25 protein-coding genes are annotated in these 25,869 nt (G+C 40.2%); 8 read left to right on the plus strand and 17 right to left on the minus strand.

Translation table 11 applies throughout. The features are described 5' to 3' along the window. Positions 1–237 precede the first annotated feature (237 nt). Positions 238–2,304, plus strand: a complete 2,067-nt coding sequence (gene metG / locus AOLE_RS15765; protein WP_013198833.1) for a methionine--tRNA ligase — start codon at positions 238–240, stop codon at positions 2,302–2,304. Between the two features lie 108 nt (positions 2,305–2,412). Here metG and AOLE_RS15770 read toward each other — a convergent pair whose 3' ends face one another. The 3 genes from AOLE_RS15770 to AOLE_RS15780 all read right to left on the minus strand — a co-directional run bounded on the left by AOLE_RS15770 (position 2,413) and on the right by AOLE_RS15780 (position 3,703). After that, complete coding sequence (locus tag AOLE_RS15770; protein WP_013198834.1) at positions 2,413–2,748, minus strand: EF-hand domain-containing protein; 336 nt, start codon at positions 2,746–2,748, stop codon at positions 2,413–2,415. Further along, positions 2,729–2,917, minus strand: a complete 189-nt coding sequence (locus AOLE_RS20605) for an NF038215 family lipoprotein (RefSeq protein WP_005302999.1) — start codon at positions 2,915–2,917, stop codon at positions 2,729–2,731. The genes AOLE_RS15770 and AOLE_RS20605 overlap by 20 nt, the downstream gene beginning before the upstream one ends. A gap of 162 nt (positions 2,918–3,079) precedes the next feature. After that, entirely contained in the window at positions 3,080–3,703 is a 624-nt protein-coding gene (locus AOLE_RS15780) for a LysE family translocator (RefSeq protein ID WP_013198835.1), read from the minus strand. Between the two features lie 178 nt (positions 3,704–3,881). Here AOLE_RS15780 and AOLE_RS15785 point away from each other — a divergent pair, with 178 nt between their 5' ends. The 5 genes from AOLE_RS15785 (at position 3,882) to AOLE_RS15805 (ending at position 9,523) form a co-directional block, all read left to right on the plus strand. Beyond that, entirely contained in the window at positions 3,882–4,451 is a 570-nt protein-coding gene (locus tag AOLE_RS15785) for a TetR/AcrR family transcriptional regulator (protein ID WP_013198836.1), read from the plus strand. Further along, a complete protein-coding gene (locus tag AOLE_RS15790) occupies positions 4,448–6,091 on the plus strand; it encodes an MFS transporter (RefSeq protein WP_013198837.1) in 1,644 nt (547 codons plus the stop codon). Before AOLE_RS15785 ends, AOLE_RS15790 begins: the two co-directional genes overlap by 4 nt. 40 nt (positions 6,092–6,131) lie before the next feature. Then, positions 6,132–7,259: an HlyD family secretion protein gene (locus AOLE_RS15795; protein ID WP_013198838.1), complete on the plus strand. Its 1,128-nt coding sequence runs from the start codon at positions 6,132–6,134 to the stop codon at positions 7,257–7,259. 64 nt (positions 7,260–7,323) lie between these two features. Continuing rightward, positions 7,324–8,205: a 1-aminocyclopropane-1-carboxylate deaminase/D-cysteine desulfhydrase gene (locus AOLE_RS15800; RefSeq protein ID WP_013198839.1), complete on the plus strand. Its 882-nt coding sequence runs from the start codon at positions 7,324–7,326 to the stop codon at positions 8,203–8,205. Positions 8,206–8,323: 118 nt separating this feature from the next. Then, entirely contained in the window at positions 8,324–9,523 is a 1,200-nt protein-coding gene (locus AOLE_RS15805) for a BaiN/RdsA family NAD(P)/FAD-dependent oxidoreductase (protein WP_013198840.1), read from the plus strand. A 1-nt stretch (position 9,524) separates the two neighbouring features. Here the strand turns inward: AOLE_RS15805 and AOLE_RS20080 are convergent, their stop codons facing one another. The 3 genes from AOLE_RS20080 to AOLE_RS15815 all read right to left on the minus strand — a co-directional run bounded on the left by AOLE_RS20080 (position 9,525) and on the right by AOLE_RS15815 (position 11,949). Beyond that, entirely contained in the window at positions 9,525–9,695 is a 171-nt protein-coding gene (locus tag AOLE_RS20080) for a hypothetical protein (RefSeq protein ID WP_004794296.1), read from the minus strand. 128 nt (positions 9,696–9,823) lie between these two features. Continuing rightward, a complete protein-coding gene (locus AOLE_RS15810; protein WP_013198841.1) occupies positions 9,824–11,494 on the minus strand; it encodes a mechanosensitive ion channel in 1,671 nt (556 codons plus the stop codon). A 221-nt stretch (positions 11,495–11,715) separates the two neighbouring features. Further along, positions 11,716–11,949: a hypothetical protein gene (locus AOLE_RS15815; RefSeq protein WP_013198842.1), complete on the minus strand. Its 234-nt coding sequence runs from the start codon at positions 11,947–11,949 to the stop codon at positions 11,716–11,718. 290 nt (positions 11,950–12,239) lie between these two features. On the opposite strand from AOLE_RS15815, the gene AOLE_RS15820 reads away from it, so the two are divergent. Continuing rightward, on the plus strand, positions 12,240–12,659 hold the full coding sequence (locus AOLE_RS15820; protein ID WP_171056780.1) for a hypothetical protein: 420 nt from the start codon (positions 12,240–12,242) through the stop codon (positions 12,657–12,659). Between the two features lie 48 nt (positions 12,660–12,707). Here the strand turns inward: AOLE_RS15820 and AOLE_RS15825 are convergent, their stop codons facing one another. Next, entirely contained in the window at positions 12,708–13,469 is a 762-nt protein-coding gene (locus AOLE_RS15825) for a ferredoxin--NADP reductase (protein WP_005302981.1), read from the minus strand. A gap of 86 nt (positions 13,470–13,555) precedes the next feature. Here AOLE_RS15825 and gigC point away from each other — a divergent pair, with 86 nt between their 5' ends. Further along, positions 13,556–14,440, plus strand: coding sequence for a LysR family transcriptional regulator GigC (gene gigC / locus AOLE_RS15830; protein ID WP_005302979.1), 885 nt, complete (start codon positions 13,556–13,558; stop codon positions 14,438–14,440). A gap of 205 nt (positions 14,441–14,645) precedes the next feature. Here the strand turns inward: gigC and AOLE_RS15835 are convergent, their stop codons facing one another. The 10 genes from AOLE_RS15835 to nuoG all read right to left on the minus strand — a co-directional run bounded on the left by AOLE_RS15835 (position 14,646) and on the right by nuoG (position 25,868). Next, entirely contained in the window at positions 14,646–14,939 is a 294-nt protein-coding gene (locus tag AOLE_RS15835; RefSeq protein WP_004794308.1) for a cold shock domain-containing protein, read from the minus strand. A gap of 116 nt (positions 14,940–15,055) precedes the next feature. Then, positions 15,056–15,691 carry a uracil phosphoribosyltransferase gene (upp, locus tag AOLE_RS15840; protein ID WP_004794310.1) on the minus strand — a complete coding sequence of 212 codons (636 nt, stop codon included), beginning with the start codon at positions 15,689–15,691 and terminating at the stop codon, positions 15,056–15,058. A 100-nt stretch (positions 15,692–15,791) separates the two neighbouring features. After that, positions 15,792–17,288 carry an NADH-quinone oxidoreductase subunit NuoN gene (gene nuoN / locus AOLE_RS15845; protein WP_004794312.1) on the minus strand — a complete coding sequence of 499 codons (1,497 nt, stop codon included), beginning with the start codon at positions 17,286–17,288 and terminating at the stop codon, positions 15,792–15,794. A gap of 2 nt (positions 17,289–17,290) precedes the next feature. Further along, on the minus strand, positions 17,291–18,889 hold the full coding sequence (nuoM, locus tag AOLE_RS15850) for an NADH-quinone oxidoreductase subunit M (RefSeq protein ID WP_004794314.1): 1,599 nt from the start codon (positions 18,887–18,889) through the stop codon (positions 17,291–17,293). 1 nt (position 18,890) lies between these two features. Continuing rightward, complete coding sequence (nuoL, locus tag AOLE_RS15855) at positions 18,891–20,780, minus strand: NADH-quinone oxidoreductase subunit L (protein WP_004794316.1); 1,890 nt, start codon at positions 20,778–20,780, stop codon at positions 18,891–18,893. Then, on the minus strand, positions 20,777–21,085 hold the full coding sequence (gene nuoK / locus AOLE_RS15860) for an NADH-quinone oxidoreductase subunit NuoK (RefSeq protein ID WP_003653467.1): 309 nt from the start codon (positions 21,083–21,085) through the stop codon (positions 20,777–20,779). The genes nuoL and nuoK overlap by 4 nt, the downstream gene beginning before the upstream one ends. After that, positions 21,085–21,603 (minus strand): NADH-quinone oxidoreductase subunit J, encoded by a 519-nt coding sequence (gene nuoJ, locus AOLE_RS15865; RefSeq protein ID WP_014205902.1) that lies wholly within the window; start codon positions 21,601–21,603, stop codon positions 21,085–21,087. Before nuoJ ends, nuoK begins: the two co-directional genes overlap by 1 nt. Further along, a complete protein-coding gene (nuoI, locus tag AOLE_RS15870) occupies positions 21,603–22,145 on the minus strand; it encodes an NADH-quinone oxidoreductase subunit NuoI (RefSeq protein WP_013198843.1) in 543 nt (180 codons plus the stop codon). Before nuoI ends, nuoJ begins: the two co-directional genes overlap by 1 nt. Before the next feature lie 18 nt (positions 22,146–22,163). Then, entirely contained in the window at positions 22,164–23,180 is a 1,017-nt protein-coding gene (gene nuoH, locus AOLE_RS15875; RefSeq protein ID WP_004703499.1) for an NADH-quinone oxidoreductase subunit NuoH, read from the minus strand. Positions 23,181–23,183: 3 nt separating this feature from the next. Beyond that, on the minus strand, positions 23,184–25,868 hold the full coding sequence (gene nuoG / locus AOLE_RS15880; RefSeq protein WP_013198844.1) for an NADH-quinone oxidoreductase subunit NuoG: 2,685 nt from the start codon (positions 25,866–25,868) through the stop codon (positions 23,184–23,186). Position 25,869: the final 1 nt, after the last annotated feature.

Below are 25,869 nucleotides of genomic sequence, written 5' to 3' on the forward strand. Positions count from 1 at the left end.
TAACTTCGCAATTAAAACCCGATTTTTACGAATACTCATTGTTACCCAATAAAGATTATTATCCCCCCACTCAAGCACAACTCTCGCCTTGCGCTCGGGCAAAGATTATTAACCTTTGCTTATCCCACCACTCAAGCTTAGCTCTCGTCTTGCAGTCGGACAAAGCGTTGCTTTGTTTTTCCTCCTTCATCAGTTAAAATCTTCCACCTTATAAATACGAATGAGAGAATGAAATCCGTGCGTAAAATTTTAGTCACTAATGCCCTTCCTTACGCTAATGGTCCAATTCATATGGGTCATTTACTCGGTTACATCCAGGCAGATATCTGGGTTCGTGCCATGCGGGCAATGGGTCATGATGTGACTTATGTATGTGCGGATGATGCTCATGGTACTGCCATCATGCTACGTGCTGAGGCAAACGGTATTAGCCCTGAGGAGCAAATTGCGAACGTTCAGAAAGAACATATTCGTGATTTTGATGGTTTCGGTGTACATTTCGATCACTATGATTCAACTCATAGCGATGCCAATAAAGCACGTTCAACAGATATTTATATTAAAAACCGTGAAGCTGGAAATATTGCAGTTCGTCCTGTAACTCAATTATTTGACCCAGAAAAAGGTATGTTCTTATCTGACCGTTTCATTAAAGGTACATGCCCGAAATGTAAATCAGAAGACCAATACGGCGACTCATGTGAAGTTTGCGGTACAACCTATAATGCAACTGAGTTACTTAACCCGCGCTCGACTTTAAGTGGTGCAACACCAGTTGAAAAATCTTCAGATCACTATTTCTTTAAACTACCGAACTTTGCTGAGTATTTACAGAAATGGACCCGTGATGAAGGTCGCTTACCTGTTTCGATTGCGAACAAACTCGATGAATGGTTTGAAGCAGGTTTAGCAGATTGGGATATTTCTCGTGATGCACCATATTTTGGTTTTGAAATTCCAGATGCGCCTAATAAATATTTCTATGTTTGGGTTGATGCACCAATTGGTTATATGTCTAGTTTTGAAAACTACATCAAAGCGAAACGTCCAGATTTAAACTTTGATGATTTCTGGAAAAAAGACAGTCAAAACGACGTTTACCATTTCATTGGTAAAGATATTGTTTATTTCCATGCATTGTTCTGGCCTGCAATGTTAGATGGTGCAAACTATCGCACTCCAACTGGTCTGTTTGTAAATGGTTTCTTGACTGTGAACGGACAAAAGATGTCTAAGTCTCGCGGAACTTTTATTAAAGCAGAGACTTACTTACAGCATTTAAACCCAGAATATTTACGTTACTACTTTGCTTCTAAACTTTCAGATAAAGTTGAAGACTCTGATTTAAATCTTGATGATTTTATTCAAAAAGTAAATTCTGACTTAGTCGGTAAAGTAGTCAACATTGCTAGTCGTTGCGCTAAATTTATCAACAGTAGCTTTAACAATACTTTGTCTGCTGAATGTGCAGAACCTGAGTTGGTACAAAGCTTTATTGATGCAGGTGATTCAATCGCTAGTGCATATGAAGCACGTGAATTCTCACTAGCTATTCGTGAAATCATGGCGCTAGCTGATCGTGCAAACCAATATATTGACGAGAAAAAACCTTGGGCACTTGCTAAACAAGAAGGTCAAGAGCAACAGGTTCTTGATGTATGTTCAGTTGGTATCAATTTATTCCGTCAATTAGCAGTGTACTTAGCGCCTGTTCTTCCAACTTTGGCTGAGCAAGTTCAAGGTTTCTTAAAACTTGAAAGCTTTAATTTCGAATCACGTAAACAAATTCTTGTAAGCCACGAGATTGCACAGTTCCAACCTCTCATGCAGCGCGTTGATCCAAAAGCTGTTACAGCAATGGTCGATGCTTCTAAAGAGTCTTTAGGTACTCCTGCTCCAGAAGCAACTAAAGCAACGGCGAAAAAGGACAAAGCTGCCGAGAAAAAAGCTGCCCCTGCTCCAGCAGTGGGTGAAGCTGAAATTATCGGTATCGAAGACTTCTTAAAAGTTGACTTGCGTGTTGCTCAGGTCATTGAAGCAGGTACAGTTGAAGGTTCAGATAAGTTACTTCAACTGACGTTAGACGTTGGTGAAGCTGAACCACGCAATGTATTTAGTGGTATTCGTAGCCAATATGCACCAGAAGATTTAAAAGGTAAATTGGTCGTCATGGTGGCTAACCTTGCACCACGTAAAATGCGTTTTGGTATTTCAAACGGAATGGTACTTGCTGCTGGAAATGGTGAAGGTATTTTCATTATTTCTCCAGATACAGGCGCGAAACCAGGCGATAAAGTTTCTTAATCTGTCTTAATAAAAAAGCTTCCTAAATTGGAAGCTTTTTTATTTTTGAAATATCAAAACTGAGTGAATTAAAATATTAAATAAACTTAGGAAGCCAGTGCTTTCAAATTATGACCACGGCCAGCCTTCACAAGGGTTATTAAATAAAACATGTATGTTTCCTAACTCCTCATTTGTTAAATAACCATTTTTATTTTCATCTAGATAATGAAATAACTCTGTTTGCTTATTTTCGCCTTGAAAACGTTTATCGCTCGGCCAGTTGTAAGGATAGAAATCTTCAACGCGTTGAAATTCTTTTAGACTATACATGCCATCATGATTTAAATCATATTTTTCCTGAAAAAGCTTCCAATCTAAAGAAGCAGGCTCACATGCATTTACCATATTCAAAATACAGTAAGTTGCATATCCAGCAAGTAACTTAATAGTTAGCTTGCTCATGATTATTCACTTGTATATCGGAAATTTTATAATCCTTTTCATGAACCGGAGTACCCACAATACTCATGGTCCGCTCATTTGCTGGCTGTTGCTTGCTCATTGTTCTCATCTCACATCCTGTAGTTAAGATGAGAAAAACTACAGAAATGCTCACCATTAGTTTTTTCATAACGTGATCCTCATTTCTTTTTGTTTTATTTATTAAGTTACCACTTTTAAAGTGTTTAAGTGCTAAAAAAGATATTTCAATTTGTATATATTTTACGCAAAAACAAAGCCAGACTATAAATAGCTGGCTTTGGATTTTTTAGATATTTTAATTAAAGACTTATCATTTGAAGAAAATTAACTTTAAGCCTAATACACTCACAATACTTCCAGCGACTCGGTCAACGCCAGTTTTTGCTTTTAAGTACATCGTTCTAGGCTTCTCTGAAGAGAGCAGCATTGCCACACATGAGTACCAACCCGCATCAATCATAAAACAAATCACTGGTAATGCGACGTAGTAATAATTTGGGATTTCTTTTGGCAACAAAGCAGTGAATACACTGGCTAGCACGACTGCAATTTTCGGATTACTTAACTGCGTAATAAGACCATAACGATATGCCTGTTTATAGGTCATTTTTGATTTGCCATCATTTTCCATGGCAATTGGTTCTTTGGCGTGTTTAATAATTTTAAAAGCCAGCCAAAGCAAATAGAGCCCGCCACCAATTTTTAAAATTAAATAAGCAGAAGGCACTGCCAATAAAACTGCTTGCAATCCCATAACAGCTAATAGGCCAAACAGAGCTGCGCCCGTTCCTGTTCCTAACGCTGTAAATAAGCCATGTTTACGTGATTTAGAAATTGAATTTTGCGCTACATAAATAAAGCTTGGCCCAGGGCTTATTGCTCCAAGCATCAATGCCATCGCAATTGAAAAAAGAGGAATAAGGGACTCAAACATTGTATTGACCTAGCATCACGCAATTGCGCGGTATTCTAGCAGCTTTTTATGACGCATATAAAAATGCAGAAGATATAAATGATGAAAATTGAATTTTCATGTTTTTACAATTTATATCTTCACAACGGACAAAAATGTCCGTTAAATATATCACCTTTGAAACTCCCCAATCGATGACATGAGTAAACGTCAAAAAATTGCTGCCCACAATCGGGATGAATTACTCAATGCAGCCGAAGAATGTTTTCGTATTCATGGCATTAATGTTCCCTTACAAGTTGTAATTGACCACGCTGGTGTCGGCAGAGCAACTTTTTACCGTAACTTTTGTGATCGCAAAGCTTTAATTAGCGCACTTTTAGAGCGTGCGATTACACAGCTAGAGCAAAAAGCAGCTCATTTTCAACAATTCGAGGACGGTTTATTTCGTTTAATTGAAGGACACATTGGGCAACTTCCCAAGCTCGCAATTTTGCAAGATTTTTGGAGAGTAATTGATCGACAAGACCCAATTATGTTAAAAATTTATGAACGGCGAAATAATGCACTTAACCCACTGATTGAAAATGCGATAGAACAAAAATTGTGCCGAGCCGATTTCACTGCCAATGACTATGCAATGGTCACTGCAATGTTGGGTTCTTCATTTCAAGGACATGAGCCAGAAGAACAGACTCGCTTAGCAAAACGAGCAATTGAATTACTATTTCATGGTATTCAAATACAAAAAATTCGAGGGATAGAATGAGTAAAACGCCTCGTTATTTAGAAACACCACCCGACTGGACACCAGAAGAGCAACCGACTCTACCTGGTTCACCAGCAGCTATTGCGCATTCTGTACCTAAGCGATTTATTTACTTTTTTATTGGTTTATTTATCGCCCTTTCGGCAAGCTTAAGTAATGGTTTTATTACAGCAAACTTACCCTTAATCCAAGGTGAATATGGCCTAACGCCTTCCGAAGCTGCTTGGCTGCCTGCGGCATATGTCATGGCAAATGTCAGTTCAAACCTGATTTTGTTTAAAGCCAGACAACAATATGGCCTAAGAGTATTTTCAGAAATAGGGCTGGTTATTTTTATTGCCGTACTGGTTTTACATATTTTTGTGCATACCTATGAAATGGCCCTATTCGCACGGGTTGTCGCGGGTTTAGCAGGAGCACCTCTCAGCTCTTTAGGTATGTATTACACCATGCAAGCTTTTAAAAAAGCAGATATGGCAAAAGGTATATATATCGCCTTCGGTTTTCAGCAGTTAGGGGTTCCCCTCGCTTGGATTATTTCTCCATTTCTTGTCAGTACAGACAGTTGGTCTGTTCTTTACACCTTTGAGCTTGGTTTAGCACTTTGTTGTTTAGCCATGGTTGTTTCATTGAAATTACCACGTAGCTTACGAATTTATGTTTTTGAGAAACAAGATTTCTTTACCTTTGCTTTATTGGCTCCAGGTTTTGCCTGCTTATGTATTGTGCTCACCCAAGGTCCAATTTTATGGTGGTTTAATAGCGAATGGCTCGCTTACGTCTTGATTGCAGGTTTTAGCTTAGTTGTTTTAGGTTTGCTCTATGAACACTATCGCGCCAATCCATTAATTATGACACGTTGGCTAGGCGCCTCTTCAACCTTGCGTTTTATTTTTGGTGCTTTTGCTATCCGACTTCTAATGTCAGAGCAAAGCTATGCTGCTGTTAATTTCTTAAAAGCCATGGGAATGGGTCCTGACCAATTTGTACCCCTCTATGTTGTCATATTGGTTGGGATTTTAAGCGGAACACTTTTTAGTGCACTTACTTTTTCACGCGAACGAATTATCTTTCACTTACTTTTTGCAGAGTTCCTCATTCTGGTTGCTTGTGGACTAGATTATCACCTAACCAGTGATGTTCGACCTGTGAATTTCTTTGCAAGTCAGTTTTTAGTCGGTTTTGCTGGTGGTCTATTTATTGGGCCGTTACTTCTGATTGGTTTTGCCCAAACTTTGGCTAAAGGTCCTTCCTATGTGGTGACTTTTATTGTGCTGTTCTCAGCAACTCAAACCTTTGGTGGTCTGGTCGGGTCTTCTTTTTTCTCGACCTATCAACAACATCGTACACAAAACTATCAGGCAGAGATTATTAAAGATTTAGAACAAGCAGACCCTCTAGTTGCTCAAAGGCTCTCTACCTATCAACGCAGTGCATCAATCACGACTACTGACCCAGCATTACAAACAGCTCAATCCATGCGCTCACTTAACCAAGTGGTCACTCGTGAAGCCCAAGTGCGTGCCTACAATGATGTTATTGCTTTAAACGGTATTTTTGCCGTCGCACTACTCTTATGGGGTGGATTTAATATTGCACGTAGTAAATATCTACAACGCAAAGGAATTAGCCGTCCTTAATGGCTTTCATATTTGATGAAATAGAAATTGAGATTGATATATGTCAGATGATCAAAACAAACCGGAACAAACACCTGCTCAGGCACCCGCCAACGAGCCAACACCTGCACCTGCACCTGCACCTGCAAGTAAACTGATTCCGACAAAACGCTCAACGTTGTTATGGATGTTAGGTGTTCTTATTGTCGGTATTTTAGTGATTTTATGGGCATGGAGAATCGGGCCATTTGCAACGAGTGTCCAGCAAACTGACAATAGTTATGTCAAAGGTAAAACCACGATTTTATCGTCACAAATTAATGGTTACGTTAAAGATGTAGTCGTTAAAGACTTTGATCATGTCAAAAAAGGTCAAGTGCTCATGCATATTGATGCAACCACTTACGACCAAAAAGTAACACAAGCAGCATCAGGTGTTGAGCAAGCTAAAAATACCTTAGCTAATCAAACGCAATCCATTGCCCAAAAACAAGCTGATATTGTGGCGGCACAAGCCAAAGTGGATCAAGCCAAAGCTCAATATGAACTTTCTTTAGCCCAGCTTAGACGCTATCAACAGCTAGGAAATAGTGGCGCAGCTTCTAAATCTGAGCAAGATAAAGCCGCAGCAGATGCTGAAAATAACCTTGCAGCACTGAAGCAAGCAGAAGCCAATGTGTTAGTTGCAAATGAAGCACTTAAAACAGCACAGGTTGCAGAAGCTGGTTTAGAAGCACAAGTTTCAAGTGCTAAAGCACAGTTAGACCAAGCACAAACCACCAAAGACTATAGTGTTATTGTTGCTCCGATGGATGGCCAACTTGGTGAAGTTAACCCTCGTGTTGGGCAATATGTAGCAGCAGGCTCACAGTTACTCTACCTCATTCCACAGCAAACTTGGGTGATTGCCAATTTCAAAGAAACCCAAATTGCCAATATGCGGATTGGTCAGAAAGCATGGTTTACAGTCGATGCGATGAAACACAAAAAATTTACAGGACATGTTGAGCAGATCTCGCCTGCTGCGGGTTCCGAGTTCAGTGTGTTAAAACCTGACAATGCGACAGGTAACTTTACTAAAGTTGTACAACGAATTGCCGTACGCATTACTATTGATCCAAATCAGGAAGGAATGGAACATTTACGTCCTGGCATGTCAGTGGTTACTTCTGTCGATACAAATTCGTAAACAGCTTTTTAAAGTTCTATTTAAAAAGTTACAATGTGATCAATCATTATTTTCTCAATTTCTAATGTTTGATCACATTGCTCAATCAGTTCCTTATCAACATATTCAACTACCCTATCACCTGCATCTCGACATTAAGCGGCTAGATTTAATTCATCCTCAAATTTCAGGTAATAAATTTTTCAAATTAAAATACAATTTGCTTGCCGCAAAACCACAAGCGTTATCACGTGTTTTGACTTTTGGTGGGGCTTATTCAAATCATATTGCTGCAACTGCGTATGCAGCTCATCTTTTTGGCTTTAAAAGTATAGGCATTATTCGTGGTGAAGAATTAGCAACCCAGCCTCTTAACCCAACCTTGGCAAAAGCTCAAAGTTTAGGAATGCATTTACATTTTGTCTCACGCACTGAATATCGCTTGAGGGATGATGCAAACTACCTTCAACAATTACACAATCAATTTCCTGAAACTTTCATTATTCCTGAAGGTGGTTCTAATGAGCTAGCAGTACAAGGATGTCAGGAAATTCTCAGTCAAAGCGATTTACACAACTATGATGTAATTTGCTGTGCGGTTGGAACTGGAGGCACGATTTCAGGACTCATTGAACGAAGCGCACCGCATCAAAAGGTTCTAGGATTTTCAGCATTAAAAGGCAACTTTCTACAACAAGATATTATGCAGTGGACTAAAAAACAGAATTGGTCGCTGACAGATGCTTATTGCTGCGGTGGTTATGCGAAAACTTCATCTGATTTACTGGCATTTATAGAAAATTTCGAAGAACAATACGCTGTACCCCTTGAACCGATCTATACGGGAAAAATGATGTTCGGTTTGTTTGACCTTATCAAAAACAATTACTTCCCTGAAGGAACTCGCATTCTGGCAATTCATTCTGGTGGTTTACAAGCAGATATAAGAAATAAATCACATCAATAACTTACTAGCTTTTAGGTCGCATTATTCACTAGCGTGATAAATGTCTTTAGCATGACTAAGGCTCGGCATGATAGTATATGCCCCCTTTTTAATTTTCAAGATTAATCGAGAACCTCTTATGTCTAACAGCCATGTTGATGTCATTGTCTTAGGTGCGGGTGCTTCTGGACTCATGTTGGCTGCACATGCTGCTAAACGCGGGCGCTCGGTTTTAATTTTAGAAAAAGCCAATAAAATTGGTAAAAAGATTTTAATGTCAGGTGGCGGTAAGTGTAACTTTACCAATCTGTATGTCGAACCTGATAACTATATTTCTCATAATCCGCACTTCGTTATTTCTGCCCTGTCACGCTATAGCAACTGGGACTTTATCGGTTTGGTATGTGACTACAAAATTGCCTATGAAGAACGTAAACACGGGCAATTATTTACGCTAAACGGCGCTAAAGAAATTTTAGAAATGCTTGTGAGCGAGTGTAATAAAACCAAAAATGTGGATATTCAAACCCATTGCGAAGTTGGCCAAATTACGCCCTTAGAAAAAGGTGGGTTTTCACTAAACACCAATCAAGGACATTACACTTGTGATTCTTTAGTTATTGCTACAGGCGGCTTATCGATTCCAACATTAGGCGGTTCTGGATTTGGCTATGAACTAGCACAAAAATTTGGACATCAAGTTTTTCCAACCCGTGCTGGTTTAGTTCCATTTACTTTTTCAGATCACATTAAAGAGGTGACCACACGTTTAAGTGGTAATGCTTTGGATGTGACGTTAAGTAACTCAAAAAATAGCTTTACTGAAGCATTATTATTTACCCACCGTGGTTTGAGTGGGCCAAGTTCTTTGCAGCTTTCAAACTATTGGAACTCAGGAGAAAGTTTTAAAATTGACTTCTTCCCTAGCCAAGATTTAGCGACCTATTTAAAAGATAAAAAGAAAGCACAGCCAAAAGTTTTATTACGCACCCTTCTTAATGAGTTTACTGCCAAAAGTATTATCCAAGAGTTACAACAACTCATATGGTCAGAACAGAGCGAAACAGCGATTGGCAATATCAGTGATGCACAGCTAGATCATATTGCCGAGCAGCTACATGGCTTTGCAGTTAAACCATCTGGCACAGAAGGATATCGTACCGCTGAAGTTACTTTAGGCGGAATAGATACAACAGAAGTATCTTCTAAGACCATGGAGAGTAAAAAGCAGAAAGGACTGTTTTTTGTTGGCGAGGTACTCGATGTCACTGGACATTTAGGGGGCTACAACTTCCAGTGGGCATGGTCTTCTGCCTATGCTGCTGCCCAATATGTATAAGCTAATTTGAGTTTTTCGAACTACTTGATGCGTTCGATGAATCTTGTGGCTGAGAAGTAGTCTGTTTTGAGCTTTCTGACTTACTAAATACAAATTTATAAGCACTTGCTAAAAACCCTACCGTAATTCCGGCAATGACAATCGGTGCTAAAAAACGACCTGGTTTCTTCATCGTATTTTCCTCACTTATTTGTTTTTATAACGGCCAAAAAAGAACGACCACTCAATATAGAGTGGTCGAACTTATCACAAAAATCAAAGATTTTTTGTACTGTTTATCTGAAATTTAATTTAATTCCCTTAAATTTCATCATTTTCGCCTGTAGAACCAAACGGTTTATTCACTGGCGGTTGTGCTGGATTCACCTGTACAGAATCTGCTGGTTTTGCATCAGATGGAGCTGTTGATGGTGGCGTTGTTGGCGTAGATTGAGTTGTTGACGTAGCTGGAGCTGAACTACTCGTAGTAGAAGGCGGTTGATAAAGAGGATTTGGTTGATTCGCTTCTTTTTTCGCTTTATCAAGTAAATCAGTTAAAAGTCGTTCTGCTGGTTGGCGACCACCTAAACCGAATGCAAGAGCGAAAGCCACGGCAACCGCGCCTAGAGTCAAACCAAATGCAAGGTTAACAATTGAATCTGCAATACCCATTGCTCTTAAACCAAGCGCAAGTACCAGACCAATAATTAAAACACGAACTAAACTAGCTAACCAACGCGAGCTATTATATTCACCACGTTGAACCACATTCGCTACAACATTCGCTAACCAGAAACCAATTACTAAAATTACAGCACCCAATAGAATGTTTGCACCGAAATGGATAAACATTGCAATGAGACCACTGATTTGATCGAAACCAAGACGATCCGCTGCTTCAGATACTGCAAACAGCATAGTAAAGAATACAATTAGCCAGCCAACTGCATTAGAAACTTTAGTTTGACCTAAAAAGCGTTGTACATCTAATTTTGCAGGAATTTCATCAACACCTGTTCCTGCAATCAGTTCAGCTACTAAACGGCCAACAAAACGAGAAACAATATAAGCAACCAGTAAAATTAAACCAGCCGCAATAATGTTTGGAATTGCTTGCAAGATTTCATTTAGCATTGCTGTCGCAGGTTGAGAAATTGTCTCAATACCTAACGCTTCGAACGCTACAATTAATGTAGTAATAATGATGATGGCAAAAACAAATGAACCTAAGAATTTGCCTACATTAGAGCTTTTAAAAAGACCAATTTTTTCAGCTTGAGCCTGAACACCTAAGCTATTTACTAGACCTTCAACAATACCGCGTACAATTTTTGCCAAGATATAACCAACAAAAACGATAACGCCAGCAATAAAGATATTCGGTAAGAAAGCTACGGCGTCATTTACCATATTTTGAACTGGAATGAGTAAGCCTGTAAGTCCTAATATTGAAAGAACAATTGGAAGGAAAAGTAACAATACAAGCCAGTAAAGAATTTCACCAATGTTCTGGCTAATTCCACCTACACCCACTTCACTGCTTAACTTATCATCGAGTTGGGTTCTGGATAAAACATTGGTAATGCCTGCCCGCACCAGTCGGGCAACGATCCAACCAATAAAACCCACCACCACAGCAGCAATAATATTTGGAATGTAGACCAGTACCTGATTTACCATGTTGCTGAATGGGCCACTCACTCCACTAATGTTGAGCACATTTAGAGCCGCGACAACAGCTAAAATCAGAATAAACCAGAATACTACCTTGGAGATCAGGCCTTCAATATTTGGCGCTCGGCCAGTAGCTGAAGATAGTTTGGCATTGGTATTTACTTTTTGTAGAAGCTTTTTCACACCTGCTGCTACTAATAAAGCAATTATCCAACCAACCAATAAGATCACTACTGCAGCCAGGATAGGATGAAACTGATCCCAGTAATACATCGCATCAAATTGAGCGCCGCGAGGCCCATCAAAAAATTCATTCATATTGTTATGTCCTCAATTGTTATGTTCTTTTCAGTGTTATCTCTAGGAAACACCATTCGTTGTAAAAAATGACGATGAATGCGGTCTATCTCACATTATGTTTTGAATATTTTCTAATCAACACACTTCTGCACAAATACAACAAATTGATGCAAAAGGTTGCAAAAAAGCCTTCAGGTTTACACCTAAAGGCTTGATATCAAGTTAAACTGATTCTCTTATTACCCTGTGTAGGTCTTTAAATTCAAATCAGAACTACCCTTAATTACATATGGTGTGGTCTCATTTTGAAATGCTCCTTCTTGTTTAGGAGTCTGGTTGTGGTCAGCAACCATATAGACAATAAGTGCAAGAAGAAAAAGCCCAACAATAATTAAAATATAAACTGGCAGTCTTCTTTTTTTCGCAGTTTCTTCAGGACTCGTCACATGAGGTGGTTTTGAAAAGTCATGCATCTTCTTTCCCCTCTTCTATTATCATTAACTTTATATTCATCATAGCAATTTGCTTTGTTGCATTGTGTGAAAAAGCATTATTGGAAGGTGTCTGTAGTTGCAAAACTCTACTTTTAAAATAATAAAAACAGTATAAAATTTGCACACATTAATTTAGCCAATTAAAAATAATTTCTCTTTATTCACGAACTTCGTCTATTCCCCATTTGTAATACAATATGTTTTAGCGCTTACTTTTTATAAAATAGGCTATAATAAGCCCCCTAGTTTTAAAGCTGCTCTATTTTATGATGTATCGTCAGCAAAACGTAACTCTTGATCTCGACACTGACGTCACACATCAATGTTATATACACCAGACTAGAGATGAACATCTCATTGGTATTATTGAATTTAATAAACCAAGTTATGAACTCAAGTGGGGTGATCTGGAGTATTTTCGTCGTCGTACTGAAGAGTTTTCAGTGATGCCATTTCCTGACTGCATTAACGCCATGATTGTTGATATTCGTAATATCAATATTTTTCTGGACAATGAAGTTCCAATTTTACCTTGGCGTTTACTTGAAGAAGACTGCCCTGTTCGCTTAGTTGTTCCTCAAGATCGTTTGGAACATTATGCAGGCCTTTTTGAACCAACTTGGCTTTCAAGCGATGTAGACAGTGCAATTTCCGAAATTCGTGAATTTATGGATATGTTTGTCCATTAATAAACATATCCATAAAAATAATTTTAAAGTTCTTTTAATTGTCGTTTGTTACCAGTAATTTTCTACTGCAATATTTCCCTCACCTCGACGATTCATCGTCAAACCACGCCGCTTTAAAGCATCTTTCGTGTCATCTACCATTTCTGGGTTTCCACAAAGCATGACATGGCTTGTTGCAGGGCTCAGTTCTATACCAGCAACTTTTTCTAATTCACCATTCTCAATCAAAACTGGCAAACGATCATGTAACTGTGCTGATGGGTCACGAGTGATAATTGAAATAAATTTAAAACCGATGTGCCCTTCCCCAAAAGTTTCAGCAATTTCTTGAATACGATCGACATAAGCCAATTCAGCTGCGGTACGGACACTGTAGACCAAATTAATCTTTTGATATTTAGACCATGTATCGAAGTCTTGTAGCATCGACAAAAATGGTGCTAAACCCGTACCCGTTGCCAATAACCATAAATCATGTGGTAAAGGCTGTTGATAGCGAGCTAAAGTAAGATAACCATAAGGTATTTTTTCTAAGTAAAGCTCATCACCTACCTTCAAATGTTGAAGATTAGAGGTAAATGCACCATCAGGCACTACAATCGAGAAAAATTCTAGCGTTTCATCAAATGGAGAAGACACCACCGAATAGGCACGAACAACAAGTTCTTCTCCAACTTTCAGTCCAATACGCGCAAATTGCCCAGCCGTAAATTTAAAATGTGCAGGGCGAGTCATGGTGAAACTAAAAAGAGTTGGCGTCCAGCGGTGTACAGATAAAACTTTTTCTACGCTAAATTTTTCAATTGACATGATTTCAACGTGGCATGAAATAGTGCGCTCATGTTAGCATGACAGCCGAAATAATGAATACTTTTAAACGTTAAGGCTTTTTAAACATGCGCATGACATTACGCCAGTTGGCTGTTTTTGTAGCAGTCGCTCAAGAAGGAACTGTCACCAAAGCCAGTGATGCGGTCAGACTGACGCAAAGTGCAGCAAGTATGGCTTTAGCCGATTTAGAGGATGGTCTTGGTGCCCCTCTATTTGATCGTTTAGGTAAACGACTACAACTCAATGATCTTGGTCGGTTTTTATTGCCTCAAGCGCTAGAAATATTAGGTCGCTGTGAAGCTTTTGAGCAAGCTGCAAAAGGTGAGTTACAAAGCATTGATTTACGTATTGGGGCAACTCTAACGATCAGTGATTACCTTATGCCAGATTTAATGGCGAACTTTTTACAGTATCACCCCAAAGCACACCTGCAATTACAAGTGGGCAACACACGCCAAATGATTGAAGCAGTCAATCAGTTTCAGCTTGATTTGGCATTAATTGAGGGCTCATGTCATCTGCCTCAACTTCAATGTATTCACTGGCGAGATGATGAGCTTGCAGTATGTTGCTCCCCTAATCACCCTCTAGCACGTTTAAATCGACCTTTAACAGCAAATGATTTTTATCAAGTTGAATGGATTTTACGTGAGGAAGGTTCGGGAACTCGTGAAGTATTTGATAATGCTATTTTGCAAGATCTGCCAGATGCCAATATTCGCCTAACCCTAGGTCACAATGAAGCAATCTTGAAAATTGTTGCTGGTGGCTTAGGAATGTCTTGTATCTCTAAACTCGCTATTGAACCTTTAATTGAAAAAGAGCAATTAGTGATTTTAGAAACACCTTTCTGGCAACTCACTCGCCCACTTTACATGTTGGTACATCGTCAAAAATACCAAGGTCCTGGCCTCAAGGCATTCTTACAATTCTGTGAAGATCAAGTTTAAGACCTGATCTTCTAGTGCCATCTTGAGTCATTCTCACATGGCTCACCATTTTTCATTTTATTATTTATGGGTTAAGACAATTAAGGGAAGCTACCACCTCCCTTAATTTTGTATTACTTACTTGTTCGAAACGTTATCAATAATCATCTCTGTCTGTCACGGCTAAACTCGACAACAAGTTAGCCTTGAAGATTGAGAATCTCTATTAACGACGAAAATGTGATAACAACTCTGACGTAATCGCTTTATTATGATCAGCGATTTTATTCTTTTTTGTTTTAGCCGGATTAGGATCGATACGCTCGATCTTGATAGCCTTAAATTTCCCCTGATTATCTGCCGCAAGAAATCTCACTTTTTCATTTCTTTTTGGCTCACCTTCGGATGCAGGGAAATCAGAAATATGAAAGAAAATATCTCCTTCAGTAGTCGAAATAAAACCAAATCCTTTATCAGGATCATATTGTTTAACTTTTCCGGTATAAAATTCTTGCTTCATGATCTTTACCTTACTTTTTCAATACTGTTATTACAGCAGAAAATTAAAAAGAGACTTTCAATCCGCCCTCAAAACTTTACGGTTTGATTAAGTCTCTTTTATCGTTATTTCAAAAACTAGTCTTTTTGGACACTACCAAAAATTTTATCGCCCGCATCACCTAGACCAGGAACAATATAGCCTTGTTCATTTAAGCCATTATCAATAGATGCTGTATAAATCTGTACATCTGGATGAGCTGCTTCAACTTTAGCAACACCTTCTGGAGCAGCAACTAATACCATAACACGTATATCTTTACAGCCACTCGCCTTTAATACGTCAATCGCAGCAACTAATGAATTACCTGTTGCCAACATTGGGTCGATAATCATTGCAAGACGATTAGCGACATCTGGAACGAGTTTTTTATAATAAGTACGAACTTCTAATGTTTCTTCATTACGCTCAAGACCTAAAACACTTACTTTTGCACTTGGAATCAGATTAAGTACGCCATCCAGCATACCAATTCCTGCACGTAAAATCGGTACAATCGTTATTTTTTTACCAGCAATACGCTGTGTAGTAACAGTTCCAGCCCATCCAGCAATTTCACAATCCACCACTGGTAAATCTTTTGTTGCTTCATACGTCAACAACATAGTCACTTCCTGAGCAAGCTCACGGAAATTCTTAGTACTGATATCAGAACGACGCAACAAACCTAATTTATGACGAATAAGTGGGTGACGAATTTCTTGAATGGCCACAGATGTTACCTAAAAATATAAAAACGTATTTATTATAATCTTTTTTTAATGCTCAATAAAAAAAAGCCTCCAGATTTGGAGGCTTTTTTGTACACTAGAATTAGTGTTGTTGTGAAAGCATGAAATGTAATGGAGATAAAATTTCTGCTTTTAATGCTAAATTAATCATTGGATCTGGATATACACCCAAAATAATAACTAATGCAGCAGCAGCTAATACCATTAAACCACCTACTTTTTGACCCCAATGAGCATCTGCATCAATACGAGGAGTTTCTGGTGGTGTCATATACATTACAACCATCACACGTAAGTAATAGTACAAACCAATACCACTACCCACAATAATCATGGCAGCTAAGAACCAGTGCTGAGTTGTTACAGCAGCCATTACAACCAAGAACTTACCAATGAAGCCTGCTGTTAATGGAATACCAGCCAAAGATAACATCATGACTGTTAAAGTTGCTGTAAGTACTGGACGACGCCAGAACAAACCACGGTAGTCCGCAAGACTTTGTGCTTCATCTACGTTGTTATATGGGCTAGACATTAACGCTACAGCACCAAAAGCACCGATAGTTGTTAATACGTAAGACACCACATATACAGTTACGCTACCCAAGCTCGCATAAGTCATGCTAATTAAAGCAATTAACAAATAACCAAAATGAGCAATAGATGAATAACCAAGGATACGTTTTAAGTTAACTTGACGAACAGCGAGTAAGTTACCAACTAAAATCGACAATACTGCAATGATTGTCAAAATAGTGACTAACGAATCCACCATAATTGCGCCTGAAGCAAGCATATAGCGCACGAACAAACCAATGGTTGCAACTTTAGCAGCAGTCGCTAAGAAAGTTGCCATTGGCGCTGGTGCACCTGCATATACATCTGGTGTCCATTTATGGAACGGCGCAAGCGATAATTTAAACGCAACAGCAAAGATAATGAGTGCTAAACCTAATAACACCATTGGCTGTTTAATTGCGCCAAATAAAGCCTGTACAGAATCATAGAATGAAAGTGAACCAGTATATGCATAGATATATGCCATACCCATCAACAACATTGCAGAAGCTGTCGCTGAAAGTACAAGATATTTAATACCAGCTTCAAGTGAACTACTACGTTGATAAGTATAAGCAAGTAAGCCGTATACAGGGATCGACATTAACTCAAGGCTAATGAAGAACGATGCATAGTGAGAACTTGCAACCATCAACATTGCACCTGCTACTGAAGCAAGTAACAAAAGATAGAGTTCTTCGCGGTTGTCTTTATAGGTTTCGATGTAAGCGTGAGACAAAGTACAACAAGCCAAAGCCGCAATCAAAATCATAAATTGATAGAACATGGTAAATGGATCAACCATAAACATGCCCATCACATTTGCCGGTACAAACTTACCGCCAAATACCGCAAATAAAATATAAAGTGCAGCGAGGTTTAAACCAACAACAGAAGCTGTTGCGATTAAATTATGATTACGCTTAATTGAAATTAACAGCATGACGACGATTGTTGTTAAAGCAACAATCATCACCGGAGCTAAAGGCATAAGCGTAGCGAATGATACTGTGAAGTTCATGATTATTGGATCTCCACATGGTCAAGTTGAGTAGCTGTTTGCTGAACAGTGTCAACGACTTCTTGAACTGGCACATAACTATTGACGAACCACTGCATGCTTGAATGAGATACATCCAAGAATGTTTGTGGGTAGATACCAAGCCAAACGAGACCAATCGCACAAATCATCAAAATACCAACTTCACGAGCAGATAAGTCTTTTAGTGGACTAGTGTAGTGTTGCTTTTGTTCAGGATTTGGTTCACCAAACAAAGCGCGGTGAATCAAAATCAAGCCGTATAAGCCTGCAAATACAAGGCTGATAGAAGCAAGAATCGTGAATACAGGATATTTATTAAATGAACCCATCAAAATCAGGAATTCACCAATAAAGTTACCTAAACCTGGCACACCAACAAGAGCAGCAACGAAGAACATCAAGAAAAATGGCAAGTACTGAAGCTGGCCACGAAGACCACCCATTAAACGCAAGTCACGTGTATGTAAACGTTCGTAGATTTGACCAGACATAATGAACAATGCAGCTGATGACAAACCATGTGCCAACATCATGATCATTAGACCTTGGAAGGTCAAAATGTTACCTGCGTAGATCGCAAGTAAAATAAAGCCCATGTGTGAAATCGACGTATACGCAAGTAAACGTTTCATGTCAGTTTGCTGGTAAGCACACCATGCGCCGTAGAAAATACCAATCAAACCGAAAATAATCGCAATGTCTGCAAACTGAGCAGAAGCTGTCGGGAAGAATGGAATAACGAAACGAAGCAAGCCATACGCAGCTGTTTTAATCAAGATACCCGCTAAGTCTACAGAACCTGCTGTAGGTGCTTGAGCATGCGCATCTGGTAACCAACCGTGTAATGGGAACACTGGTAACTTCACCGCAAAACCGATGAAGAAACAGATCATGAAACCGTACGCTAAGCCAGGCGGTAAGTGGTTAGCTACAGCTAATAAATAGTTGTAATCGAAACCGATCATGCCTGTCATCATGTAGCCATAAACTACAAGACCAAGAATACCGATTAACATCACTAAACCAGCGATTTGCGTGTAAAGGAAGAACTTAGTAGCTGCGTAAACACGTGAACGACCGTTTGAACCTTTATGACCCCATAACGCAATCAGGAAGTAGATTGGTACAAGCATCATCTCCCAGAAGAAGAAGAACAAGAATAGGTCAATCGCTAAGAATACACCGATAACGCCACCTAAACTCCATAAAAGGTTTAAGTGGAAGAAACCAACGTTCTTTTGAATTTCACCCCATGAACAACCAACAGCAAGTACACCAAGTAGCGCTGTTAATAACACCATGAGTAAAGATAAGCCATCCACAGCTAAGTGAATGCCGATACCGAGTGATTGAATCCACGGTAAATAGAACTCAGCAGACCAAGTTGGGATTTTTGAACCCATCTCATAGCTATAAGTTCCATTTTGCCAAAGTGCAAGACCTAAGCCCAAAGTAATGAGCATACCAATTAAGGCAATCCAGCGTGGCAAGGTTTTGTCGAGCTTATCGACTAACCAACAAATAAAACCAGCAATGAACGGAACAAGGATCAGCGCGGGTAAAATTAAATTGTTTTCCATTTTATTTCCCCACTACCTGAATAACGATCAAGATCATCAATAACACCACTACACCGAGTGACATACTTGATGCGTATTCACGCAATGAACCGGTTTGACGTGAGCTTGTAAAACTGTTTCCGCCTTTAACAAGTGCAGGAAGAACTAACCACAAACTGTCAATCGGGTCACGGCCAAAGATTTTGGCGAAGAATAAATAAGGTTTAACAAAAACGATGTCATACAATGCATCAAAACCAAAAGCGGTACGGCAAATATGTGCCAAACCTGAACCCAAACTTGTTTGAGCGAATGATTTCACTGCACCATAAGCAAATGTAAATAATGCTATACCAACAACTAAACCAACTAGCGCAATTCCTACTGCTAAATGCTCTGCCCCATGCATGCCTTCAACAAATTGTTCAGCCACATGGAATTCAGGAATTTTTGCAGTATTAAGAATACCAGCTACAGGCGCTTTTAATACGGCACCTACAAAAGTAGACAGTACAGCTAAAATGCCCAATGGAGCCCAGTAAGTTGCGCCTTTAATTTCATGGTAAGGCGTGTTTTCTTGACCAAAGAATACAACCCAGATTAAACGGAATGTATAGATTGAAGTCAGGAATGCACCTGCTACACCCACCCAATATAAGGTGTGATATAGGGCAACTGATTGACCTTGTACCCAAACTTCACCAAGAATCGCATCTTTAGAGAAGAAGCCAATGGTCAAGAATGGAATCGCTGCTAATGCACCGCCACCAATCGCGAAACAAGCAAACAGGAATTTGTTACGTTTGAACAAACCACCCATTTTGAAGATGTTTTGCTCATGGTGGTAAGCCAAAATCACCGCGCCAGAAGACAAGAATAATAATGCCTTAAAGAATGCGTGAGCCAACATGTGGAACAAGCCAGCTTGATACGCTTCCGCACCTACAGCCATAAACATATAACCCAACTGACTCATTGTTGAGTAAGCCAAGATACGTTTGATGTCTGTTTGAACGAGTGCAGCAAAACCTGCAACTAACAAAGTTACCGCGCCAGTTACTGAAATGAATTGCATCACTTCAGGAGCAAGTTCGAATACGCTGAATAGACGGCAGCATAAGTACACACCAGCCGTTACCATTGTTGCAGCGTGGATTAATGCAGAAACAGGCGTTGGACCTGCCATTGCATCTGCCAACCATGTTTGCAATGGAATTTGCGCAGATTTACCAGCAGCACCCAAGAACAACATTAATGCAGTCCAGATTGTAAGTGACGAGCTCTTCGTCATTACTTCTGCTGCGTGTTCAACGATGTACTGAGTATTCAGCGTGCCAAATTGTTGGTAAAGCAAGAATAAAGCGATAAGTAAGAATACGTCACCTACGCGGGTAACTGTAAATGCTTTGATCGCAGCCCAACCATTTGCAGGGTTTGCATAATAGAAACCGATAAGCAAATAAGAGCAAAGACCTACACCTTCCCAACCTAAGAATAACAACGCTAAGTTGTCGCCCAATACAAGCACAAGCATGCTAGCAACAAACAGGTTGAAATAAGAGAAGAAACGCGCATAACCTTCTTCACCGCGCATGTACCATGATGCAAAGATATGGATTAAGAAACCAACACCTGTCACCATGCCCATCATGAGTAAAGATAAGCCATCTAAATGTAAGCTAATGCCTGGTGCAAAACCACCAACATTGAACCATGTCCACAGATTTTGAACAAAAACTTGCTGACCACTTGTGGTAAATGCCATTCCAGCAATCAGTGCAAATAATGCAGATAAACCTACAGAACCTACACCAATAATTGCTGCAACATTTTCAGAGAGTTTGTCTCGTCCCGCCGCCAACAAAATAAAACCGATTAGCGGAAATAATACTGTTAGATATAAATAACTCATCCGCGCATCTCACTAGCAGCATCCACATCCAAATGATGGAAGCGATGATAGAACTGAAGGACAATCGCAAGACCGATACATGCCTCTGCTGCTGCAAGGGTCAAAATCAGAATGAACATTACTTGTCCATCTGGTTGTGCCCATACGCTACCCGCAAGAACAAATGCCAATGCAGCAGCATTCATCATGACCTCAAGGCTCATTAACATAAATAATAGGTTGCGTCGCACCATTACACCGTAAAAACCGAGTGCAAAAAGGATGGTTGCAACAATCAAACCATGTTCTAAAGGAATCTGGCCCATTATTCTTTTTCCTCTTCTGCACCTGGTTCACGTTTACCTAAGTGGTATGCTGCAACAAGGGCTGCTAGCAATAACATCGCGGCAACTTCAACCAATAATAAATAGTGAGTAAAGAGTGCTTGACCAACGACTTTTGGTCCAATCACTTGTGCCCCAAGCGGTGCTGAAATAGTGGTGTATTCACCACCAAGCATCCAAACTAAAAGCAAACCGAGTAAGAAACTCATGAGTGCTGGATATGCCCAAGCATCTGAAGAAAGCCATTTACGTTCTTGTTCAACGGTGTGTTGACCTAAGTTAAGCATCATCACAACGAATACAAACAGAACCATAATTGCTCCGGCATAAACGATGATTTCAAGAGCACCTGCAAAAGGCGCCCCCACGATCATGAAAATACCAGCAACAGCAAGCAATGAAACGATTAGACTAAGTAAAGCGTGTACAGGGTTCGTGTTAGTCACTACACGAACCGTAGAAACGATGGCCACGAGTGCCATCAAATAAAACGGCCACATCATGGTAATAGACTCCGTACATCGATTGGTGCACTTTCTTTTTGTGCTTGACCTTTCTCTTTACCGTTAATCGCCATACCCGTTACACGGTAGAAGTTGTAGTCTGGGTATTTTCCCGGACCTGAAATGAGTAAGTTTTCTTTCTCATAAACAAGGTCTTGACGTACGTATTCGCCTAACTCGAAGTCTGGTGTGAGCTGAATTGCAGTTGTTGGACAAGCTTCTTCACACATACCGCAGAAAATACAACGTGAAAAGTTGATGCGGAAAAATTCCGGATACCAACGTCCATCTTCTGTTTCTGCTTTTTGTAGTGAGATACAGCCAACTGGACACGCAACCGCACATAGGTTACATGCCACACAACGCTCTTCCCCATCTGGGTCACGCGTTAACACAATACGACCACGAAAGCGTGGCGGCACAATCTGTTCAGCCGGTACTTCTGGATATAAAATCGTGTCACGTTTACGCGTTACATGGGTAAATACCATAAACAACGAACGTACAATCGATCCGAATCCAGCTAGAAATTTATACATTTTGTACTCCCTGCTGTCCTAGGCCTGATTCATCAGAATCACAGCACCAGTCACTAACAAGTTGACCAACGCCAATGGCAAACAAATTTTCCAACCAAAGTTCATGACTTGGTCATAACGTGGACGCATTAAAGAACCACGAGCCAAAACAAACATCATTACAAAGAACGCTGTTTTAATCACAAACCAGAATACTGGCGGAACAAATGGAATTTCTAAATTGAATGGTGCTAACCAACCACCGAAGAATAAAGTTACGATCAATGCAGAAATAAGTACCACGTTGACATATTCAGCAACGAAGAACATACCCCATTTCATACCACCATATTCAACATGGTAACCTTCAGCCAATTCTTGTTCTGCTTCTGGTTGGTCAAATGGATGACGGTGAGTTACCGCAACACCAGCAACCACAAAAATCAAGAAACCTAAGAATTGTGGAATAACGAACCAAACATCGCGTTGTGCTTCAACAATTTCACGAAGGTTAAATGAGCCTGCAATTGCAACCACACCCATCAATGAGATACCCAAGAACACTTCATAAGAAATGGTTTGAGCAGCCGAACGTAAACCACCAAGCAATGAGTATTTGTTATTTGAAGCCCAGCCACCAAACAATACTGCATAGACTGCAATACCAGCCATTGCCATGAAGAACAACAAACCGATACTCATGTCAGCAACACCCAGTGAAGGACTCACCGGGATTACCATGAATGAAAGAACCGCTGTTGCCATTGCAACAGCTGGTGCTAAACGGAATGTAAGTTTGTCAGCAAATTTTGGTGTCCAGTCTTCTTTGAACATGATCTTAAGCATGTCGGCAACGATCTGGAACATACCACCAGGACCAACACGGTTCGGACCATAACGGTCTTGCCACCAAGCAAGTAAACGACGTTCAATGAAAGACATCAACGCTGCAACTAAAACGACAACAAGCAAAATCACAACTGCTTGAACTACAGCGTAGGCGATTGGCCAGTTCTCAGCCCAAAGTGGCGTTTGACGTATAATTTCTTGATTCATGAATTACACTCCTAAAGCCACTGAAACAGGCTCAGCTAGTGACACCATTGGTGCTAAACCAACTGGGTAACCAATATAACCTGTAGGTAAATATTCAATTACTTGTACAGGCAAGCTCACACTGGTTTCGCCTGCTTTTACAGTAATGCGTTGACCTTCTTGAAGGTTCAAACGAGTTGCATCTTGTTCGCCCACTGCAAACATAGCTTCTGGAATACGAGTTTCCATTGCAGGTGTTTTAATAGTGAATTCACCAGAACCAAAAATATGATGCATTGGTACTAAGCGGAAACTTTCAGGGTTTGCAACTACAGCCACTGGAGCAACATAGCTACGCGCAGGGCGTTTTGCCAAGCGATCGAATAAACGAACACCTGAATCACCGCCTTTTAAGTGACCACCTACTTCATCTTGGTATTTGTTCCAAGATTGTGGAGAGTTCCAGCCCGGAGCCCATGCAAACGGTACTAATGATGATGCTTTTTGTGGACCAACATAACCTTCCATTGAGAATGTTAATGCTGAATCTGGATCGGTAGGCTGTTTCGGTTCATGAACCGATAACGGCGCACGCATTGCTGTACGACCTGAATAACGACGTGGTTCACGCGCAATTTTCAAACCATGTACACGGTAACCTGCATCAGGTGCCACATCTTGAATTGCTTCAAGTACTGGTACATTTTTCACGATGCTTTCAATCACATCATCAAGCAATGTCCAATCTACAGCCTTACCTTTAATGCCAGTTTCAATGGCATGTAACCAACGCCATGATTCTTTAATTGCATATTCAGGCTTGTAGTAACTTGGATCGTAAACTTGATAGAAACGTTGTGCACGACCTTCTTGGCTTACAACAGTACCGTCACCTTCTGCAAAGCTTGCTGCTGAAAGAACGATATCAGCCTGTTTCACAGTTTCAGTTTCACTGTGATCAAGCACGATTACTGTTTCAGCTTTATCTAGTGCAGCTTTTACTTGAGTAGCAGGTAAGCGACGGAACAAGTCATTTTCAACAATAACAAGTGTGTCGTAGTCTTGAGCAAATGCTTGTTCCAGGCTTAAGCCACCAAACAATGCCAAGCCCATAGAGTTCACTTCAGGAACCACAAGACTTAAACCAGCTTTAGAACCTAAGTTCTGAGTCAACTCAGCCGCAGCTTCCATAATAGAAGCATCTTGCAAACTTGTGCCTGCAATGATTAATGGTTTGTTTGCTGTTTTTAAAGTGTCAGCAATAGTTTGAGCGAATGCTTTTGCATCGTCATCCAGACCAATTAATACATCACCTTTCACTGCTGCTGCTACGGCAAAGCCTAAACGTGCAATATCATTTGGAGAAGCAACAACTTCACCAGTTGCAACGTCGGCAAGACGAGTTTGAGTTGCAGCCAAGATATAGATCGGAGATTTTGCTTCTTGACCAATACGTTGTACAGGTTCAGCCAACCAATCTGGAGTACGTGTTTTCGCAGCCATTTCGCGAGCTTTGTTTTTCGCAGCTTGGCGAACAGACAATGCCATACGTGGAGCAGTTTGAGTCAGGTCTTCACCTAAAATCAGAACAGCATCGTAGCTTTCGATTTCACGCATGTTCGGGTTATAAATACCCTCGGTTTGCATGATAGACGCAGCAAGTTCAACAAGTTTTTGTTCTTTTTGAGCAACACCAGTTGAATAATTTGCCTGACCTACAAGCTCACGTAGTGCGTAGTTCGATTCCAAGCTTGCGCGTGGAGAACCAATACCCAAGACTTTTTTGCCTTGAAGCTTTGCAATCGTTTGATCTAAAGCTTGATCAACAGAAACAGTTGCAACAGTTTCACCATTACGGAACTGAGGCTGACGTGGACGGTCTGCACGGTTTACATAACCTGTGCCAAAACGACCTTTATCACAAAGGAAGTACTGGTTAACCGAACCATTAAAACGGTTTTCTACGCGACGGATTTCACCATAACGTTCACCCGGAGAAATGTTACAACCAGAAGAACAGCCTTGACACACGCTTGGTGCATACTGCATATCCCATTTACGGTTATAACGCTCTGAATGAGTCTTATCAGTGAATACACCTGTTGGACATACTTCAGTCAAGTTACCCGAGAATTCAGATTCTAAAGTACCTGATTCTGGACGACCAAAGTAAACACGAGATGCATTGGCATACACACCAAAGTCTGTACCGCCCGCATAATCTTTGTAGTAACGAACACAACGGTAACAAGCAATACAGCGGTTCATTTCATGCGCAATGAATGAGCCGAGTTCTTGGTTGTAATGCGTACGTTTTGTGAAACGATAACGACGACGGTCATGCCCCGTCATTACAGTCATATCTTGTAAATGACAGTGACCACCCTCTTCACAGACTGGACAGTCGTGCGGGTGATTCGTCATCAAAAATTCAACAATAGATGCACGGAAATCCGTTGCTTCTTTGTCTTCAATTGAGATATAGGTATTGTCAGATGCTGGTGTCATGCAAGACATGACCAAACGACCACGCGTATCTTCTGGATTCGCATATTGCGTAACAGCACATTGACGGCAAGAACCAACCGAACCTAAGGATGGATGCCAACAAAAATATGGGATGTCGATGCCCAGACTCAAACATGCTTGTAGCAAGTTTTCCGAGCCGTTGACTTCATACGATTTTCCATCGACATGAATTGTAGCCATA

This window comes from Acinetobacter oleivorans DR1, assembly GCF_000196795.1.
Lineage (GTDB): Bacteria > Pseudomonadota > Gammaproteobacteria > Pseudomonadales > Moraxellaceae > Acinetobacter > Acinetobacter oleivorans.

Excerpts from the sequence above, each read along its gene's own strand:
- AOLE_RS15770 (WP_013198834.1), bottom strand. The coding sequence starts at position 2,748 with ATGAGCAAGCTAACTATTAAGTTACTTGCTGGATATGCAACTTACTGT.
- AOLE_RS20605 (WP_005302999.1), bottom strand. The coding sequence starts at position 2,917 with ATGAAAAAACTAATGGTGAGCATTTCTGTAGTTTTTCTCATCTTAACT.
- AOLE_RS15780 (WP_013198835.1), bottom strand. The coding sequence starts at position 3,703 with ATGTTTGAGTCCCTTATTCCTCTTTTTTCAATTGCGATGGCATTGATG.
- AOLE_RS15785 (WP_013198836.1), top strand. The coding sequence starts at position 3,882 with ATGAGTAAACGTCAAAAAATTGCTGCCCACAATCGGGATGAATTACTC.
- AOLE_RS15790 (WP_013198837.1), top strand. The coding sequence starts at position 4,448 with ATGAGTAAAACGCCTCGTTATTTAGAAACACCACCCGACTGGACACCA.
- AOLE_RS15795 (WP_013198838.1), top strand. The coding sequence starts at position 6,132 with ATGTCAGATGATCAAAACAAACCGGAACAAACACCTGCTCAGGCACCC.
- AOLE_RS15800 (WP_013198839.1), top strand. The coding sequence starts at position 7,324 with ATGTTTGATCACATTGCTCAATCAGTTCCTTATCAACATATTCAACTA.
- AOLE_RS15805 (WP_013198840.1), top strand. The coding sequence starts at position 8,324 with ATGTCTAACAGCCATGTTGATGTCATTGTCTTAGGTGCGGGTGCTTCT.
- AOLE_RS20080 (WP_004794296.1), bottom strand. The coding sequence starts at position 9,695 with ATGAAGAAACCAGGTCGTTTTTTAGCACCGATTGTCATTGCCGGAATT.
- AOLE_RS15810 (WP_013198841.1), bottom strand. The coding sequence starts at position 11,494 with ATGAATGAATTTTTTGATGGGCCTCGCGGCGCTCAATTTGATGCGATG.
- AOLE_RS15815 (WP_013198842.1), bottom strand. The coding sequence starts at position 11,949 with ATGCATGACTTTTCAAAACCACCTCATGTGACGAGTCCTGAAGAAACT.
- AOLE_RS15820 (WP_171056780.1), top strand. The coding sequence starts at position 12,240 with ATGTATCGTCAGCAAAACGTAACTCTTGATCTCGACACTGACGTCACA.
- AOLE_RS15825 (WP_005302981.1), bottom strand. The coding sequence starts at position 13,469 with ATGTCAATTGAAAAATTTAGCGTAGAAAAAGTTTTATCTGTACACCGC.
- gigC (WP_005302979.1), top strand. The coding sequence starts at position 13,556 with ATGCGCATGACATTACGCCAGTTGGCTGTTTTTGTAGCAGTCGCTCAA.
- AOLE_RS15835 (WP_004794308.1), bottom strand. The coding sequence starts at position 14,939 with ATGAAGCAAGAATTTTATACCGGAAAAGTTAAACAATATGATCCTGAT.
- nuoN (WP_004794312.1), bottom strand. The coding sequence starts at position 17,288 with ATGAACTTCACAGTATCATTCGCTACGCTTATGCCTTTAGCTCCGGTG.
- nuoM (WP_004794314.1), bottom strand. The coding sequence starts at position 18,889 with ATGGAAAACAATTTAATTTTACCCGCGCTGATCCTTGTTCCGTTCATT.
- nuoL (WP_004794316.1), bottom strand. The coding sequence starts at position 20,780 with ATGAGTTATTTATATCTAACAGTATTATTTCCGCTAATCGGTTTTATT.
- nuoK (WP_003653467.1), bottom strand. The coding sequence starts at position 21,085 with ATGGGCCAGATTCCTTTAGAACATGGTTTGATTGTTGCAACCATCCTT.
- nuoJ (WP_014205902.1), bottom strand. The coding sequence starts at position 21,603 with ATGTGGCCGTTTTATTTGATGGCACTCGTGGCCATCGTTTCTACGGTT.
- nuoI (WP_013198843.1), bottom strand. The coding sequence starts at position 22,145 with ATGTATAAATTTCTAGCTGGATTCGGATCGATTGTACGTTCGTTGTTT.
- nuoH (WP_004703499.1), bottom strand. The coding sequence starts at position 23,180 with ATGAATCAAGAAATTATACGTCAAACGCCACTTTGGGCTGAGAACTGG.
- nuoG (WP_013198844.1), bottom strand. The coding sequence starts at position 25,868 with ATGGCTACAATTCATGTCGATGGAAAATCGTATGAAGTCAACGGCTCG.